This window comes from Heyndrickxia acidiproducens DSM 23148 (assembly GCF_000374345.1).
Classification (GTDB): domain Bacteria; phylum Bacillota; class Bacilli; order Bacillales; family Bacillaceae_C; genus Weizmannia; species Weizmannia acidiproducens.
Map to the genome: position 1 here is coordinate 15,464 of NZ_KB893993.1, position 18,368 is coordinate 33,831.

Sequence of the window (18,368 nt, forward strand, 5' to 3'; positions counted from 1 at the left end):
GAGGGAATGCACATGGACTTTGCTGCAGCCTATACAAGCGCACATCTGTCATACTTACTGCAAGGTTTCGCGGTCACGTTGAAAGTCGCAATTGTCGCGATTGTGCTCAGCTTTATCTTCGGCTGCGTGCTCGGTATTTTGCGTTATGCCAGGATCCCGCTTTTATCGCAAATTGTCATGCTTGTTGTTGAAATCATTCGTAACCTGCCGCTCATTTTGATTATATTCTTCACATACTTTGCCCTCCCGGAAGTGGGCGTCAAACTGAGCGTTACTGTCGCAGCCATCACGGCCCTGACCATTTTCGAATCAGCGATGATTGCGGAAATTGTCCGCGGCGGCTTAAACTCGATCCCAAAAGGACAAATCGAAGCCGCCCGTTCATCAGGCTTAAACTATATCCAAACCCTGTGGCACATTATCCTGCCGCAAGCTTTGAAAAAAATGATCCCGCCGCTCGTGAGCCAATTTATCTCCCTGTTAAAAGATACATCGCTCGCGATCATCATCTCGCTGCCGGAACTGCTTCACAATGCAAAAGGCGTCTACAGCGGCGAAAACGGCGGAAATATCATTATCCCAATCCTGCTTATCTGCGCGTTGATGTACTTTATCGTCAATTATTTGCTGTCCATCCTGTCGAGAAGACTTGAAAAACGCCTCGACCCGGACCACACCACCGCAAAAAAACTATCAGCCACCACCGATCCAAGTTTAATGTAAAACACATTGGGCACGCCCAATGTGTTTTTTCACGGGTGGGGAGCAATGCCGCGGGAAGTAAGAAGAAATCGTTTCGCCTCGTGGTAAAGGCCGTTTTAGAGAGCAAGCGCCCGCAACTGGCTTTCGCCCGGGCAGTGAACGCCCGTGCCGCCGTGATTTCTAACTACGCGGTCATTCATCCCTTTTATGAACGACCGTACCAGCAGAAATTGGAGTTAAGCGGTCGCTCATCCCCCTAATGAAAGCCCGCGGGTGCGGGTTTTTAACCGGCATGGTCGTTCATTCTCATTATGAAAGCCCGTTAGCATGAGATTTTAACTTGCGCAGTCGCTCATTCCCCTTATGAACGCCCGTACCGGTGGAAATTAGAATTAAATGGTCGTTCATTCCCCCAATGAAAGCCCACGGGTACGGATTTTTAACTGGCATGGTCGCTCATCCCCCTTATGAACACCCGCATCGGCAGAAATTAGAATCAAACGGTCGTTCATTTGGGAATCATTTACATATGAAAGACGAAATACCCAGGGCGTTTGATAAAAATGTCATTCATTTGGTTTTTTTTAACAGATGAACGCCAATCCCCCTGTTATTTTCCTCCAAGATGGCTTTCATCCCCCTTATGAACACCATTCCCCCTGCTATTTCTTCTTAAGATGGCTTTCATCAAGCTAATGAACGCCATTCTTGTTGAAAACTTTGATCGGAATGGCGTTCATTTGGGAATCATTTACATATGAAAGACAAAATACCCATGGTTTTTAATAAAAATGTCATTCATTTGGATTTTTTTTACAGATGAACGCCAATCCCCCTGTTATTTTCCTCCAAGATGGCTTTCATCACCCATATGAACGCCAATCCCCCAGCTATTTTTCTCCAAGATGGCTTTCATCCCCCAAATGAACGCCGTTTCCCCTGCCATTTCTCCTCAACATGGCTTTCATCCCCTTATGAAAACCCACGCCAACAAAATTTCCAATCATACGGTCGTTCATTTCTCTTATGAAAGCCTTATCATGATGCAAAAGCCCGCAAACTGGCTTTCATCAAACCGATGAAACCATTATGAAAAGCAAAAACTTGCCCACTAACTTTTATCACCCCGTCTCGGAACACCATCACCCTAAAAAATACACAAAATCCCCATTGCATTTATGTTCCATCTGTTATACATTATATATAACAGATGACATAATAAAAAAGAGAGGATCTACATGTTCATTACCATCGATCTGGAATCCGACATTCCGATCTACCAGCAGTTGCGCAACAGCATTGTTGAAGGAATCGCGGCGAAACAGCTGGCGCCGGGGGATCCGCTGCCTTCTGTAAGGGCGATGGCCTCCGATTTGGGCGTCAATATGCACACGGTTAATAAGGCCTATCAAATCCTGAAGCAGGAAGGTTTCATCCTGATCCACCGCCAAAAAGGTGTCGTCATCCAGCCCGGCGCACTTCCGCGGGCGGATGAAGCTTACAGGAAAGACCTGAATAACCGGTTGCGGCCGCTCATCAGCGAGGCGATCTGCCGCGGACTCAATGAAAAAGAATTTCTCAGCATTTGCAAGCAGCTTTATGAAGATATCCAAAAGTAAAGGCGGGAAGTAAAATGGAAAGTGCAATATTACTCATTATTTTCGGGCTCGTTGCCGGAATCATGGCCGTCACTCCCTATATTACACGAAAAACAGAAAGCTTCGGAGTCACCATTCCCGAGCAGGAATACACAGATCCGGCGCTGAAAAAACTCCGGAAACAGTACGCGGCGGCCTCCATCATTCTCAGTATGCTCATCATCGCGGCCATTCTGATTCTTGTCCAGACAGCCCAGATGCCGGAAACAGGCTTCGGCCTTGCTGTAATCGCCTATATCATCATTGAATTTTTCGTCTATCTGTACTTCCACAAAAAAATGAAAACATTAAAAACGGAGCGAAACTGGACGTCCGTGAAAAAACAAACGATCATAATCGATCCGAAATTCCGCCAGCAAAAGCTCACCGTCTCCAACGCCTGGTTCATTTTTCATGCGGTGATTGTGGCAGGCACTTTCGCAATGACCTATATCTTTTACGACCGTATCCCGGACCGGATCGCGATGCACTACACATTCGGCGGTACCCCGACGGATTGGAAAGATAAGTCATACCGAACCGTTTTTGAAATCCCGGCAGTCCAGCTCGTGGTGCTCGCCTTGTTTATCTGGATCAACACGATGATCGAAAAAAGCAAACAGCAACTGAATGCGGCCAACCCGGAAAAATCCCTTGAGCAAAATATCCGCTTCCGGCGCAGATGGTCGTCCTTTACCGTGATAGCAGGGTTTATTCTCATATTCATATTTTTCGCGGTCCAGCTTTCGTTTATTATCCCGCTTCCCGTTACTTTCCTCCTCTACGGGAGTATTGGGGCAGTGCTTTTGATCGTTGCCGGTGCCATGTTCTTATCCGTTACGACCGGGCAGGGCGGCAGCCGCATCCGTACGGGTTCAGGGCCGGCGCAAAACGGGATCCATTATGATGATGACCAATATTGGAAACTCGGCGTCTTTTATTATAATAAAAATGACCCGTCCATATGGATTGAAAAAAGATTTGGGAGCGGCTGGACGATGAATTTCGCGCATCCGCTCGGCTGGACCATCCTTATCCTGATTCTGGTCATCCCGATTCTTCTGACGATCTTCTTCTCCAAGTAAGTACAGCTCTCGCGGACGAACCGGAAAGGCAAACCCGGTTCACATCCCTATGCTGCCACTCGCCAAACACTGGTTTCAAAAAAAACGCCGGCCTCCACATGCGGAGCACCGGCTTTTTTTCTGTATTGAAAAATCCTTAATCCAATGTAACCCAATGGTCCGCCCAGTTTTGGACTTCATCAAGGACGGGGGTGATGGCCTCGCCTTTTTGGGTCAAATGGTATTCAATCCGAACAGGGCTTTCGGGATAAACTTCGCGGATGAGAATGCCTTGCTCTTCCAGTTCTTTCAATCTGTCCGAAAGCACCTTTTGGCTAATATGCGGGATCTGGTCGGCGATTTCATTGAACCGCATCGGACCATGGGACAAGACGCGAATAATCACACCGACCCAACGCTTCCCCAGCAACTGAAATGCCCGTTCAAATCGTGGGCATAAACTTGAGTTTTCCATAGATTAAACGCACCTTTCTATCAGTTCCCGCCCAACCGGGATGATACCATTGCTCTAATCATTCTTCTCATTTATATTATACACGAAAAACAAACTTACTAAAAGTAAGCAAGTATCAAAAAATATTGTAAAAATTTTCTCTCAATAGCGTTTCAATTTGGTTTTTTGATGTAAAATAAAGAAGAGGGGAAAAGGCGCGTTTGTGAAAATTTTTTTCTTTACACGGCTCTTGATGCAGGCAAGACCAATATGCAAATCCAAAAAAAGGCCCGTTTCACATCTTAATTTAAAATTTCTGTCCCTGCTTCTTAAAACATTTGTAATGGTTTTATCATGTTCCTTTGTTATGTTAGTAAACATGTCATTTTACTAAAGGAGATTGAAAAGATGAAAAGATTAAAAGCCATTATTTGTTTTCTTCGCAGATACCATAAATTCGACTACTATACGGGCAGGTGCATCACGTGCGGAAAGAAAAAAAGAAACCGGTAAATCCTGTTCGCCTATCTTCAAAACTGCCGTATCACAGCCACCCGCATTTTTCCGCTACCGACTCCAGTCGCCTCTGCGAACGGGAGAATCGGCAAGCCCGCAAAACGACCAGCCAATACCATAGCAGAGAAATCCGGCGAGACTGGCCTTTTCGCGCCTGTCCCCCTGCTGTTTCTTTTTGACAAAACCCCTGTAAATGTCAGACAATGATGATAGAAAAATTGAACCTTTTACAGCCAACATCAGTCGTTTCAGTGAAGGTGTTTGAAAGAAGGATATACGGATGGAGTCAATCACCACTTATGTGGATCAATATGGATATATTGTGCTGCTTTTGGCGCTACTGCTCGAAATGATCGCGATCCCGGTCCCGGGGGAAGTACTAATGAGCTACACCGGTTATATGGTGCACCAGGGTCAGCTGAACTGGATCTTCAGCATAATCATTGCCTGGACGGGCACAACGATCGGCATGACAACCGCTTTTTTTATTGGGCAGCGGCTCGGCGCCCCGTTTTTACATAAGCACGGCCACCTCATCCATCTGGGGCCGGAACAGCTCGAAAAAACATCGGGCTGGTTTAATAAATATGGGAATAAATTGCTGGTTGTCGCGTATTTTATACCAGGGGTCCGGCATATTACCGGCTATTTCTCGGGCATTACCAGGCTTCCATTCCGCACCTTTGCCAAGTTTGCCTATTCCGGCGCGTTTGTTTGGACAACCACCTTTATTTCACTCGGAAAGCTGCTCGGCCCGCAATGGGAAATATTCTACGACGCGGTCAAAAAATATTTAGTCATCGGCGGCATCATCATTGCCAGTGTTATCGTCGCCGTTTACATTTTCCGCAAGTACCGCAAACCGCTGCTGTGGGCAGCCATGGCCGTCATCCGGCGCATTTACCTGATTTTCCGCAGCAAGGTGCGCGCTGAGTTTGTCATTTTCGGAACGGCAACAGCCACACTTTTAATGATTGTTTTGATGATTACGATGATCCAAAATCTGTTCAACGCGGAATTCAGCGATTTCAACGAAGTCACAACTTTAATTGTCTCGCTCGTATTTAAACATGGCTGGACAAGCATCTTCAAAGGGATCCTGGCGCTCGGAACCCATCAGGCACTGCTCATCGTAATGGTATTGACGGCATGCTGGATCATTTGGAAGGGGGAAGACCGCACCCACGAATTTCTGATCCTCTTGATGGTCACGATCGGCGGTGAATTCTATCAAAATATTTTACATGCAGTCTTCCACCGCATGTCGGATGGGTCTGTGACAAGCTTTTCACATTTTGTGGCGGAATTTCCAAGCGACCAGGCCATTATGGTCCTGATCATTTATGGCTACTTCACATATCTGGTTGTCCGCCATGCCGAAGCGTTCTGGGTTCATACCTTTATGGATCTGCTTTTGCTGGCGGTGCTTTTGCTGGTCGCGGTCAGCCACATCCTGTTCGGCATGGAAATCCCGAGCAACATCGCAGGCGGCTATGTTTTCGGCGGCGTCTGGCTCGGTTTAAATATTTTGCTGCTTGAGATCTTCCGTTTTATCTAAAAAGTGGAGTATGATAGAGAAGAGTTTGATGGATAATCAAGTGCCGGCTCGAACAACGGACAATCGGGCTTTTCTTTATTTTGGAAAATCCGGCTTCCGCTATGTCCGGACGGCATTTCTAACAACATGGAGGGTCATTATGTTCTCGGATTTTGTAATGCAACTATTGACAACACTTCGGGATTTAGGCTATTTGGGCATTGCACTCGGCCTGGCGATTGAAATTATTCCAAGTGAAATTGTTCTCGCCTATGCCGGTTTTTTAATCTCACAAGGCGAAATCAACTATTACGGCGCCATTATCTCCGGCACAGCCGGCATTCTCATCGCCCAGCTGATCATCTACTGGATCGGAGCATACGGCGGCCGCCCGTTCCTGCTGAAATACGGGAAATACATGCTGATTCACGAACGCCATATTGACTTGGCAGAACAATGGTTCAATAAATACGGAGCCGGCGTCATTTTCACCGGGCGCTTCATCCCGGTCATCCGCCAGGCGATCTCAATCCCGGCCGGCATCGCAAAAATGTCGTATTCTAAATTTATCTTTTACACACTGCTCGCCACCATTCCGTGGTCGGTACTGTTTATTTTCCTTGGTGAACGCCTCGCCTCAAACTGGGCGCAGATCGACGAAGTGGCGGCACCGTATGTCAAACCGATCACCATTGCCGCAGTCATCATCATTGCAATCTATATCGCGTTATCGTTGTACCGTAAGAAAAACAGAGCTTAAAAAGGGGCCGGGCGCCCTTTTTTATTTTGCAAAAAAATCCGCCCGCTCACGGCGGACGGCAAAAGGGGGGTCAGTACAATGAAAAAAGTCAGGCTATTCATCATGCAGCTTGCTTAACCATTAATGATAGTATACAGAGAGACTTTTAAAATTGAATGAACCTTAAGTATTAGATTCTTGAAAAAGATTGCCTTTGAAGAGCAATTTTACATCACCTTAACGGGCCAAATGGCAATTTCTTATTTTTATGATAGAAAAAAATACCGCCTCAATCAAAAGGCGGTAAAGATAAAAAGGGGGTTTAGTCATGAAAAAATCAAAGCCAAACAGCTGGGATCAGCGCAATTCAAGCGGGTGCCGGGTCTTGCTTGCAACTCATCCCTTTACAAGACCAACTATACGCACGTATTATTAAAAATTGTTTAACGGTATATAAAGCTTACGTAAATTTTCCATAACCATTTCATTTCAAAGATATCCATCCTTTTTCAAAATATCCAATTTTATTAAAAATCGACAACAATATACACAAAAAACAAATTTCCAGCAAAATTTGTCGTGACAAAATCCCACTTTTAGTGAATAATAATGAGAAAAGACTATTAAAACAAGAGGGATTCTATGGACTCAAGAATAACAAATAAAAAGAAGAAACGAAAAAGGATTCGCTGGCGCCGGATTTTTCTCCTGCTCTTTTTATTGCTGGTTGTTTTCGGAGCGGTTTATACGGCTTATCAATACTACGCAGGTGTCCGCCAAACGAAAAAAGGTGATGCGCTCAATATGGATGATGTCGCATTCAACGGAAAAAAAGACGCAAACGGCCGCACCAATATTTTGCTGCTCGGCATCGATACCCGCGGCGAAGAAAAGTCAAGGACAGATACCATCATGGTTGCCCAATATGATCCCGAAACCAATAAGGTCAAACTTGTCTCATTGATGCGGGATATGTATGTCGCAATTCCAGGCTACCAAAATTACAAGATCAATACCGCATACTTTCTCGGCGGCCCTGAACTGCTCAGAAAAACCATAAAAACCAATTTCAATATCGATATTCAATATTATGCCATTGTTGATTTCAAAGGCTTTGTCAAAATTGTTGACACCCTTGCACCGGAAGGCATTGAAATGAATGTCGAACACCAAATGTCAAAAAACATCGGTATGACACTCTACCCGGGCAAACAATTGATGCACGGAAAAGAACTGCTTGCATACGCCCGCTTTAGAAAAGACGCACAAGGCGACTTCGGACGCGTTGCCCGCCAGCAAAAAGTACTCAAAGCCCTGCAACAAGAAGTCTTCAGCGTAAACGGCATCGCCAAAGCGCCGAAACTCTTAGGCACGATCCAGCCGTATATCTCCACCAACATGAGCAAAATGAACATGCTCGGCTTGGTGAAAGACGTCATCGTTGGCTCCGATCTGCAAGTCAAAACCTTAACCGTCCCAATATCCGGCACATACTCCGACGGCTACTACCCGCAAGCCGGCGCCGTACTGGATATCGATAAAACCAAAAACACAGAAGCCATCGAAACATTCCTGAATGAATAAAATAACCACAGCTCCGGCCAACGCCGGAGCTGTTTTTGGATTGATGAAAGACATCTTGGGGAGAAACTTCGGGGGAGATGGGGTTCATGAGGGGGGTGAAAGCTGTTATGGAAAGAAATTGCGGGTGAAATGGCGTTCATAAGGGGATGAAAGCCATTATGAAGGAAAAAAGCGGTTGAAGTAGCTTTCATCTGTAAAAAAGATCCAAATGAAAGCCAAATTAATCAAAAACTTAGGGTAACTTGTCTTTTATCTGTCAATTATCCCCAAATGAACGCCATCCCGTTTAAAAGTTTCAACAAAAATGCTGTTCATAAGGGGGATGAAAGCCATCGTGAAGGAAAAACGCGGGTCAAAAGGCGTTCATCTGTAAAAAAGATCCAAATGAAAGCCAATTTAATCAAAAACTTAGGGTAATTTGGTCTTTCACTTGTCAATTACCCCAAATGACCGCCCGTAAAGTAGTAAAACATGCCAGCACGGTCGTTCATAAGGGGGATGACCGCCCGTGAAGTAGTAAATCACGCCGGCGCAGTCTTTCATTTGTAAAATAAATCCAAATAAAGCCCAACCCAACCCAACCCCACTCAAATTTGCAATCCATAGCTCGATGACCGCTACCCTTTAACGCCGCGCACTTCACGAGTAATATTGAAAAAACCCACACCCCATTCACTCCCGCACAAATCTCATCAGCCGCACCCCCTCGGCAACCTTCACTTTCCCAATTTCCACAAACCCCATCCCCCGGTACAGCTGCACAGCTACCGCCGATGCCGTCCCATAGTTACCGATCTCCAGTTTCCGAATCACCCATAAGTTCCTCCTAAATGAAAAATTCTACTTGTAATTATGAGCGATTCAGTGTAAAGTAAAAACAAATCGAAATATTAATAATTAAATAGCATTCTTATCCAGAGAGGTGGAGGGACTTGGCCCAAAGAAACCTCAGCAACCAGCCGAAAAAGGCCCGGTGCTAATTCCAACAGGCATGCCTGAAAAGATAAGGAGACACTTTTAAATCAAGCCTCCTTATGCAAGGGGGCTTTTTTCGTACATAAAAGTACCCCCTGCCAAACAATCCCAGCCAAAAGGAGTGTAAACATGGATCTACTCACAACATTAAAATCGCAAATCCTTGTCGCAGACGGCGCGATGGGCACGCTTTTGTACGCGTACGGCGCCGATACCTGCTATGAAGAATTCAACCTGACGCATCCCGAAGATATTCACGCCATCCACCGCGCCTATATCGATGCCGGTGCCTCGGTCATCCAGACGAATACCTACAGCGCCAACTATATCAAACTTGCCCAGTACGGACTTGAGGAAAAAGTAGGAGACATCAACAAAGCAGCAGTCCGGATTGCCAAAGAAGCGGCCGCACCAGAAACATTCATCCTCGGTACGGTCGGCGGCATCCGCAGCCACAGGAAAAACGCGGCCACGCTTGCCGAAATCAAGCGGACTTTTCGCGAGCAGATTTTCCATCTTTTAGACGAAGGGGTCGATGCGCTTTTGCTTGAAACGTATTTTGACGCTGAAGAACTGTTTGCGGTCACAGAGATTGCCAAAAAAGAAGCCGATATTCCGGTGATCGCCCAGTTTTCACTGGTTGAACCGGGTGTGCTTCAAAACGGGATCCCGGTAGCGCAGGCCTTTAAAGAACTGGAAAACCGCGGCGCTGATATCATCGGCCTTAATTGCCGGCTCGGCCCGCACCATATGATCCAGTCGTTTGAAGAAATCCCGATTCCGGAACATGCCTATTTATCGGCCTATCCGAATGCCAGCTTGTTAGATTTAGAGGATGGCAAAATTACCTTTACCAATAATGCCGATTATTTTAAAACCTGTGCCGCAAAATTGGTTGCGCAAGGCGTCCGCCTGATCGGGGGGTGCTGCGGGACAACCCCGGACCATGTTAAAGCCATTGCAGCAGGTGTCGCAGGTTTGGAACCGGTCACTGAAAAAACCGTGCGCCCGCCAAAAATTGAAATTGAAGTCACAGAACGCAAATCCCTGGAAACGCCGCTCCATGAAATCGCCAAAACCAGGCGCTCCGTGATCGTCGAATTCGATACACCGAAAACCCTGCGCACCGAGCGCTTTTTCGAAGGTGCAAAGGCCCTGAAAGAAGCAGGTATCGATGCGCTCACGATGGCCGACAATTCGCTTGCGAGCCCACGCATCAGCAACACAGCGATTGCGACCATTTTAAAAGAAAAGCACGGCATCCGACCGCTTGTCCATATCACCTGCCGCGACCGCAATCTGATCGGGCTGCAGTCGCACTTAATGGGCCTTGATGCACTTGGGATTGACCAAATTCTTGCCGTCACGGGCGATCCGTCAAAAATCGGCGACTTTCCGGGGGCAACGAGCGTGTACGACCTGTCATCGATGGATCTGATCGCAATGATCAAACAGTTCAACGAAGGCATCTCGCATTCCGGAAAATCACTGCAGCGGAAAACACATTTCTCAGTTGCCGGCGCATTTAACCCGAATGTCCGCAATCTTGATAGAGCAGTCGGCCGCCTTGAACGCAAAATCAGAAGCGGCGCCGACTACTTTATCACGCAGCCGCTTTACACGGAAGAAAAAATCCGCCAAGTTTACGAGGCGACAAAGCATTTGGAAGCACCGATCTATCTCGGCATCATGCCGCTGACAAGCTACCGGAACGCAAACTTTCTGCACAACGAAGTCCCGGGCATTACGCTGACCGATGAGATTTTAACGGTGATGGAAAAAACGCAGGGCGACCCGCTTAAAGCGCGTGAAGAAAGCCTTGCCCTGAGCCGGCGCCTGATCGATGCCGCGCTCGACTGTTTCAACGGCATTTACCTGATCACGCCGCTCGACCGCTACGACTTGACGGCTGAGTGCGCACGCTACATCCATTCGAAGGAGGAATCAATCCATGGGGCAACGATTATCTGAGCCACCCGCCAAAACACGATCTCAACAGGACCCGGAACCGGAGAAGAAATTGCAAACCAATACGCAATTTGAACGGGATCCGAATACGGAAACGAGTTTGCACACCAATACGGAATTTGAACAAGCCCCGGATACGGAGAAAAATTTGCACACAAAATCACAATTTGAACAGGAACTCGAAAAGCGTATTCTGATTCTGGACGGCGCAATGGGGACGATGATTCAGCAGAAAAACTTGAGTGCGGCAGATTTCGGCGACGAAGCATACGAGGGCTGTAATGAGTATTTGGTGCTGACCGCGCCTGATGTGATTGCCTCGATCCACGAAGCTTACCTGGAAGCGGGGGCTGATATCATCGAAACGGACACATTTGGCGCCACCAGCATCGTGCTCGATGAATACGGCCTTGGTAATCTTGCTGAAAAAATCAATACCGAAGCGGCCTGCCTTGCCAAACAGGCTGCAGAAAAATATTCAACACCGGCGCGCCCGCGTTTCGTTGCCGGCTCTATGGGCCCGACGACCAAAACGCTGTCCGTCACCGGGGGGACCACGTTTGCCGCCTTAAAAACCGCCTACCAGGAACAGGCGCGCGGGCTGATCAAAGGTGGTGCAGATGCATTACTCGTTGAAACGTCGCAGGATTTGTTAAATGTCAAAGCGGCTTTTCTCGGAATCACGGATGCTTTTGCCGAAACCGAAAAAAACTGCCGCTCCTCATCTCCGGGACCATTGAGCCGATGGGCACGACGCTTGCCGGCCAAAACATTGAAGCGTTCTACATCTCGGTTGCGCATATGCACCCGGTCTCAGTCGGCCTCAACTGTGCAACCGGGCCCGAATTTATGTCCGACTCGATCCGCACGCTCTCAGGCCTTGCGAAAACCGCCGTCAGCTGTTACCCGAATGCCGGCCTTCCCGATGAAGAAGGCCATTACCACGAAACACCGCAGTCGCTCGCAACCAAAATGAAGGGGTTTGCGGAAAAAGGCTGGCTCAATATCGCAGGCGGCTGTTGCGGCACAACGCCGGAACATATCAAAGCGCTAAACGAAGCACTCGCCGGTCTGCCGCCGCGGAAGCCGAATCACGTCCAGTACCATGCCGTTTCCGGAATTGAGCCGTTCATTTATGACGACCCGTCGACGCGGCCGATTTTTGTCGGCGAACGCACCAATGTCATCGGATCACGCAAATTCAAACGCCTGATTGCAGAAGGCAAGTTTGAAGAAGCAAGCGAAATCGCGCGCACCCAGGTCAAAAACGGCGCCCAGGTCATCGATGTCTGCCTTGCTGACCCGGACCGTGAAGAAATCAGCGACATGGAGCAGTTTATCTCGATGGCTGTGAAAAAAATCAAAGTGCCGCTTATGATTGATTCAACCGACGAGGCCGTCATCGAAAAAGCTTTTACGTACTGCCAGGGAAAAAGCCTTATCAATTCCATTAATCTTGAAAATGGCACCGAACGCTTTGAAAAAGTCGTCCCGCTTTTGCACCGGTACGGCGGCGCTGTTGTTGTCGGCACGATTGACGAAGAAGGGATGGCGGTTACGGCTGAACGCAAACTTGAAGTCGCCCGCCGTTCCTACGATCTGCTTGTCCATACATACGGCCTTGACCCGCATGATCTGATTTTCGATCCGCTCGTATTCCCGGCCGGCACCGGCGATAAGCAGTATTTCGGCGCCGCCAAAGAAACGGTCGAAGGCATCCGCCTCATCAAGGAAGCCCTACCGGAATGCCAGACCATCCTTGGCGTTAGCAATGTTTCATTCGGCCTGCCGCCAGCCGGACGCGAAGTGCTCAACTCCGTCTTTCTCTACCACTGTACGAAAGCCGGGCTCGATTATGCGATCGTTAATACCGAAAAACTCGAGCGCTTTGCTTCAATCCCGGAAGAAAGTGTGCGGATGGCCGAGAAACTGTTATTTGAAACAAGCGACGAAGCCCTTGCCGCCTTTACCGAACTTTACCGCGGCAAGGTTCAGAAGAAAAAGGTTGCCGCTAGCACGATGACGCTTCCCGAACGGCTCGCCAATTATGTCGTTGAAGGCACGAAAGAAGGCCTGATTCCGGATCTTGAACAAGCACTCAAGGAATACCCAAACCCGCTTGCGATCATCAACGGCCCGCTCATGGATGGCATGGCAGAAGTTGGCCGCCTCTTTAACGACAACCAGCTCATCGTGGCCGAAGTGTTGCAGAGCGCGGAAGTCATGAAAGCATCGGTCGCCTTTTTGGAACCGTATATGGAAAAAAACGAAACGAGCACAAAAGGAAAAATCGTGCTCGCCACTGTAAAAGGCGACGTCCATGACATCGGCAAAAATCTCGTCGACATCATTTTATCGAATAATGGCTATGACGTGGTCGACCTCGGCATCAAAGTCGCCCCGGCAGACCTCATTCAGGCGGTGAGAAAAGAAAAACCGGATGTCATTGGGCTTTCGGGCCTGCTCGTCAAATCTGCCCAACAAATGGTCCTGACCGCCCAGGATTTAAAAGAAGCCGGCATCCAGCAGCCCATTTTGGTCGGCGGTGCAGCATTGTCACGAAAATTTACCTTAAATAAAATTTCACCGCAATACGAAGGGCTTGTCGTCTATGCAAAAGATGCAATGGACGGCCTCGCCCTTGCCAACCGCCTGCAAGACAGTGAGGAACGGGCCACACTAAGGTCTGAAATTCAAGCCCAGCGTGAGAAACAGGCTGCCATTAGCGGAAGAACGATAGCGCCTGTCCAGACCGCTGTAATAGAAGCACCGCGCCGCTCAGCTGTTTCAAAAGATGCGCCGGTTTACCAGCCGCCTGACCTCAAGCGGCATGTGCTGCGCAATTATCCGTTAAGTTTTATTGAACCGTATGTCAACATGCAAATGCTGCTCGGCCACCATCTCGGTTTAAAAGGAAAAATCGACAGGCTGCTGGCAGAAGGGGACGAACGTGCGATTAAACTGAAAGAACAAGTTGACGCCCTGCGGAACCGGGTGAGGGAAAAGCAAATGCTCAAGCCTTCAGCCGTTTACCAATTCTTCCCGGCCCAATCGGACGGAAATGATTTAATCATTTACGGGGAAACAAGTCCGTTGCACCCCGGTGAAGTGCCGGATTCGAAATCCTTGCGCGTTATAGAACGATTCACCTTCCCGCGCCAAAATAAAGGGCAGCATTTGTGCCTGTCCGATTATGTGCGCAGCGTCGACAGCGGGGTCGTCGACTACGTCTGCATGTTCGCAGTCGTCGCCGGCAAAAACATCCGCGCCTATGCCCGGCAGTTAAAAGAAAAAGGCGAATACTTCGAGAGCCACGCCCTGCAGGCCCTCGCCCTCGAAACAGCAGAAGGCTTTGCTGAACGCCTGCACGAACTCATCCGTGACCAATGGGGCTTCCCGGACCCGGCCGACTTCACCATGCAGCAGCGCTTCGCCGCCAAATACCAGGGCCAGCGCTACTCATTCGGCTACCCGGCCTGCCCGAACCTGGAAGACCAGGCCAAACTCTTCAAACTGCTCGAACCCGAAAAAATCGGCCTCCACCTCACCGAAGGCTATATGATGGAACCCGAAGCAGCAGTAACAGCCCTGGTATTCTCCCATCCGGAAGCACGGTATTATGCGGTGTAAAAAAGAAACCCAAAACGGGTAATGGGTTCCGTTCCCTATCGCAAAACGTAAATTTACAAATAAAGATGTAAAGTAAAATGCATATCAAAATACTTCGCATATACCGAGCTTTTTGTTTAAAAAATTAAATAGCCCGGTCTAAAAGGTCTGGGCTATTCTCAAAATTTATTTTTCTCGCTTATTGGGATACCGTCAGGAAGATGCAGGTACAACGCTAGGCACATTTTCAAGACGATTCCCCCAACGACAATAAAACGCCCTCAACCAAAGAATAGGATGAGGGCGTGTTTTGCGTTTTATTTACCTAAATGCTTAATAGCGTAATCAGCTTCTTCTTGTGTAAATTTTTCACCGTTTTCAGATGTCAGTTGGTCTCTTATCGCTTCTGGTGACATACTCATTGATTTCTGATAACTTTTTGCTTTTACCAAGGCATTTTTATTAAAATTGGCTTTCATATTGTCAATTGCGTACTGTGCTTCTTCTTGTGTGAATCTTTCACCGTTTTCAGAAATAAGCTGGTCATAAGTTCCTTGTTTTGACAAATGCATAGATTTTGAATAGGATTCAGCCTTCTTCAAAGCGTTAGCCTTCCAATCAAATTCAAGATTATCCATTGCATACTTAGCAGCTTCTGCAGAAAACTGTTCACCATTTTCTGAAGTTAATTGGTCATAAATAGCATTTTTGGACATGTTCATTGTTTTTGCGTACGATTCAGCTTTTTTCAAAGCAGACTTATATTCTCCAGGAACGTTATCCTCTGCCTTCGTATCCTCTTTTTTCTCTGGCTTATCCTTTACTGATTTGGTGACAGCCGGCTTGCTTTCCTTTTTGTTTGAGTCCGATGTGCCATCATCGTTGCCGTTGACAGCAGCCCCGATAATAATGATAGCAATCACCCAAACCCACCATTTTTTATAGAACGGTTTTTTCTGTTTTTGTTGTTTCCCCAATTCCTGTACCCCCTATGTCATTTTACGTAAAATTATATCATATCTCTAGTAAAATAGTATCATTCTTTTAGTCTTGCTTAGTGTTGTAAATCTACATTTTCCAGACGCTACCCTTATTCACTAAAACATCCCGACAGTTTAACTGCGTTGGTTCAAAAAATATTCATATTTGAACATTCGAGAGGTTATATCAAAATCATTTATTTATGGGAAAAAATATATTCTTTAGGAGAGGAAAACTAATGTGTCTTGAATTATTCACAGTATTTACTACAGGAAGCATAATTAGTGGTATAAATCAGGCTTTTAGGAAAACCCTTTATGTGAAAAATATGAAAATGAATTAATTTATGGTAAGGTAATCCAACATAATGGATTCTAAATGACCTACCGAAAATGCACTAGATTTAAATCACATCTCCGTATAGAAAAATTGGCAAAAACCCCACAAACTGTTACGATAAAGCCAAAAACATCACATAAGGATGAAGAACCAATGATACAAACCAATCAGACAAGCACCCCGGAGGCAGCCTTTATCAATGTCAGGAAATCCTTCCTCCACAATAACGAGAAAATCCCGGTCCTAAAAGGCATAACGGGGGAAGTCAAAACAGGGGAGATTCTCACCATTATCGGTCCGTCCGGTTCCGGAAAAAGCACGTTGTTATCTTTGTGCAATCTGCTGATTACGCCGGATGAAGGCGAAGTGCGGATCCGGGGAAAAGAAGTGCGCGCCTGGAATATTCAGGAGTTGAGACGCCGCGTCGGCATTGCTTTCCAATCGGCTCCGATGCTGTCCGGAACGGCGCTTGAAAATCTCCAGTTGCCAGCCAAACTGCAGGGCAGGGAGCTGGATGACCCGGAAAAGTATATGGAATATGTCGGCCTGCCGAAAAATCTCCTAAACAGGAAAGCGAAAGAACTTTCCGGCGGGCAGCGGCAAAGATTGTCGCTTGCCCGCACGCTCGTCAATGAGCCGGGCATTTTGCTGCTTGATGAAGTCACCTCGGCCCTCGATTCGATATCAGCGCATGAAGTTGAAGAACTGATCGTGCGTATCAATCGCGAGCGGCACACGACGATTCTCTGGGTCACCCACGATTTGGCGCAGGCGGAAAGAGTAGGGGAAGATACCTGGCTCCTCATTGACGGCAAGCTGATTGAAAAAGCGCCGACTCGGGAATTTTTCACCAGCCCGAAAACAACGGAAGCCCAACACTTTTTAGAAATGAAGAGGGGAACAAAATGAATTTGCTCACCATACTGCTCAGTTCCAGTTTTGTCATTCTTGCCCTGTTTCTATCTGCCGCTTTTAAGCTCGGGCTTGGCCGTGATTTGATCATCACAAGCATCCGCGCAGCGATCCAACTGCTAATTGTCGGCTATATTTTAAAAGCGGTCTTCGGTTTTGACCATGCGTCTGTTATGATTCTGATGGTGTTAGTGATGATCGCGGTCGCTGCCGGAAATGCGGAAAAACGAGGGAAGGGGCTGCCGCATATTTTCTGGATCATCTTTATTACGATCGCGATTGTGGAAACGGTCAGCCAGGGCCTTCTGCTCGGATTGCGGATCGTGCCGGCCACACCGCAATATGTCATTTCGATCAGCGGTATGATCATCGGAAACTCGATGGTAATCGCCAATCTTTTCTTAAACCGTTTAAAAGGCGAACTGGAGATGAGAAAAGAGGAAGTCATGCTTGTGCTATCACTTGGCGGGACCCAAAAGCAGTCCATCTATCCCGTGCTGAAGCAGTCAATCCGCGCAAGCCTTATTCCGACAATCGAAAGCCAGCGGACCATTGGGCTTGTCCAACTGCCGGGTATGATGACCGGCCAGATTATTGCCGGTGCTGATCCGATCCAGGCTGTCCGCTTCCAACTGCTGGTCGTCTTTATGATCATGGCTGCTGCATCGTTAACAGCAATTATCCTCGGTTTTCTCATTTACCCAAGGCTGTTTAACCAGAACCAGCAGCTTGAGATCCAGGCGTGGAAATAACGGAAAACTTTCTCCCACCTGGCGTTTTCCCCATGAATCTTGCGGTGGGAGTCCGTTACGTTGGGTTAAAAAGCTTTCTGTCCCCGAAGATTTCGACAAAAAGCAGGATATTTCCACGGAAATATCCCGGCTTTAGCGAAAACTTGTGTAATATTTTGCAAAATAAACCATCTATATGTATTGAACAAAAAGCGGAAATCCAGAGGGAAAGGGGAAGATTCTGGATTTCCGCTTTTAAAACTCTATTGGAAAGAGTCGGCATTGATTGCCAGCCGCATGTACATTTTCTTCAATTCATCAATCAGTTTTACATCGTTACGCGAAACGATAAGCAGCCGTTACACTGCACAATCATTTTATTTATTTTGATGTGCCATACGGTCTTTTGCATCGCCTATTGATTCCTGGGTTTTGCCTTTTGCTTTGTCAGCTTTTGCTTCCGTTTTCTTGCCGGCATCATCTGTCGCATTTGCCAAGGCTTCTTTGGCATCCCCTTTTAATTGGTTGAATTTGCCTTTTAGCTTGTCTTTCATGGAATCCTTGTCCATTATTTTCATTCCTCCTTTAACCTTTGTTCACTTCACATATTCCCTCAATGG

At 47.3% G+C, this 18,368-nt stretch carries 12 protein-coding genes, 1 pseudogene and 1 riboswitch; of the genes and pseudogenes, 10 read left to right on the forward strand and 3 right to left on the reverse strand.

All coding sequences use genetic code 11. The features are described 5' to 3' along the window. Positions 1 to 12: 12 nt before the first annotated feature. The 3 genes from C232_RS0108435 (at position 13) to C232_RS0108460 (ending at position 3,424) form a co-directional block, all read left to right on the forward strand. Positions 13 to 723, forward strand: a complete 711-nt coding sequence (locus C232_RS0108435) for an amino acid ABC transporter permease (RefSeq protein ID WP_018663295.1) — start codon at positions 13 to 15, stop codon at positions 721 to 723. Between the two features lie 1,217 nt (positions 724 to 1,940). Then, complete coding sequence (locus C232_RS0108455; protein WP_018663301.1) at positions 1,941 to 2,321, forward strand: GntR family transcriptional regulator; 381 nt, start codon at positions 1,941 to 1,943, stop codon at positions 2,319 to 2,321. A gap of 14 nt (positions 2,322 to 2,335) precedes the next feature. Continuing rightward, on the forward strand, positions 2,336 to 3,424 hold the full coding sequence (locus C232_RS0108460) for a DUF1648 domain-containing protein (RefSeq protein WP_018663303.1): 1,089 nt from the start codon (positions 2,336 to 2,338) through the stop codon (positions 3,422 to 3,424). A 136-nt stretch (positions 3,425 to 3,560) separates the two neighbouring features. On the opposite strand, the gene C232_RS0108465 is transcribed toward C232_RS0108460, so the two are convergent. Next, on the reverse strand, positions 3,561 to 3,878 hold the full coding sequence (locus C232_RS0108465) for a winged helix-turn-helix transcriptional regulator (RefSeq protein WP_018663305.1): 318 nt from the start codon (positions 3,876 to 3,878) through the stop codon (positions 3,561 to 3,563). Between the two features lie 775 nt (positions 3,879 to 4,653). On the opposite strand from C232_RS0108465, the gene C232_RS0108480 reads away from it, so the two are divergent. From C232_RS0108480 to metH, 5 genes and pseudogenes are all read left to right on the forward strand, one after another. Next, positions 4,654 to 5,931, forward strand: a complete 1,278-nt coding sequence (locus C232_RS0108480; protein ID WP_018663311.1) for a VTT domain-containing protein — start codon at positions 4,654 to 4,656, stop codon at positions 5,929 to 5,931. Between the two features lie 139 nt (positions 5,932 to 6,070). Further along, a complete protein-coding gene (gene uptA, locus C232_RS0108485) occupies positions 6,071 to 6,670 on the forward strand; it encodes an undecaprenyl phosphate transporter UptA (RefSeq protein ID WP_026314534.1) in 600 nt (199 codons plus the stop codon). 621 nt (positions 6,671 to 7,291) lie between these two features. Beyond that, positions 7,292 to 8,233: an LCP family protein gene (locus C232_RS0108500; protein ID WP_018663319.1), complete on the forward strand. Its 942-nt coding sequence runs from the start codon at positions 7,292 to 7,294 to the stop codon at positions 8,231 to 8,233. Between the two features lie 907 nt (positions 8,234 to 9,140). Beyond that, a riboswitch (SAM riboswitch) is annotated at positions 9,141 to 9,243 on the forward strand. A gap of 94 nt (positions 9,244 to 9,337) precedes the next feature. Next, on the forward strand, positions 9,338 to 11,179 hold the full coding sequence (locus tag C232_RS0108515) for a bifunctional homocysteine S-methyltransferase/methylenetetrahydrofolate reductase (protein ID WP_018663325.1): 1,842 nt from the start codon (positions 9,338 to 9,340) through the stop codon (positions 11,177 to 11,179). Positions 11,180 to 11,387: 208 nt separating this feature from the next. Further along, positions 11,388 to 14,806, forward strand: a pseudogene (gene metH / locus C232_RS18500) (methionine synthase). A 296-nt stretch (positions 14,807 to 15,102) separates the two neighbouring features. On the opposite strand, the gene C232_RS0108525 reads toward metH, so the two are convergent. Continuing rightward, on the reverse strand, positions 15,103 to 15,762 hold the full coding sequence (locus tag C232_RS0108525; RefSeq protein WP_018663327.1) for an Ltp family lipoprotein: 660 nt from the start codon (positions 15,760 to 15,762) through the stop codon (positions 15,103 to 15,105). A gap of 496 nt (positions 15,763 to 16,258) precedes the next feature. Between C232_RS0108525 and C232_RS0108535 the strand changes: the two genes are divergently transcribed. Beyond that, positions 16,259 to 17,014 carry an ABC transporter ATP-binding protein gene (locus C232_RS0108535; protein WP_018663331.1) on the forward strand — a complete coding sequence of 252 codons (756 nt, stop codon included), beginning with the start codon at positions 16,259 to 16,261 and terminating at the stop codon, positions 17,012 to 17,014. Beyond that, on the forward strand, positions 17,011 to 17,769 hold the full coding sequence (locus tag C232_RS0108540; protein ID WP_018663333.1) for an ABC transporter permease: 759 nt from the start codon (positions 17,011 to 17,013) through the stop codon (positions 17,767 to 17,769). Before C232_RS0108535 ends, C232_RS0108540 begins: the two co-directional genes overlap by 4 nt. Positions 17,770 to 18,125: 356 nt before the next feature. Here the strand turns inward: C232_RS0108540 and C232_RS0108545 are convergent, their stop codons facing one another. Beyond that, on the reverse strand, positions 18,126 to 18,317 hold the full coding sequence (locus C232_RS0108545; RefSeq protein ID WP_018663335.1) for a CsbD family protein: 192 nt from the start codon (positions 18,315 to 18,317) through the stop codon (positions 18,126 to 18,128). Positions 18,318 to 18,368: the final 51 nt, after the last annotated feature.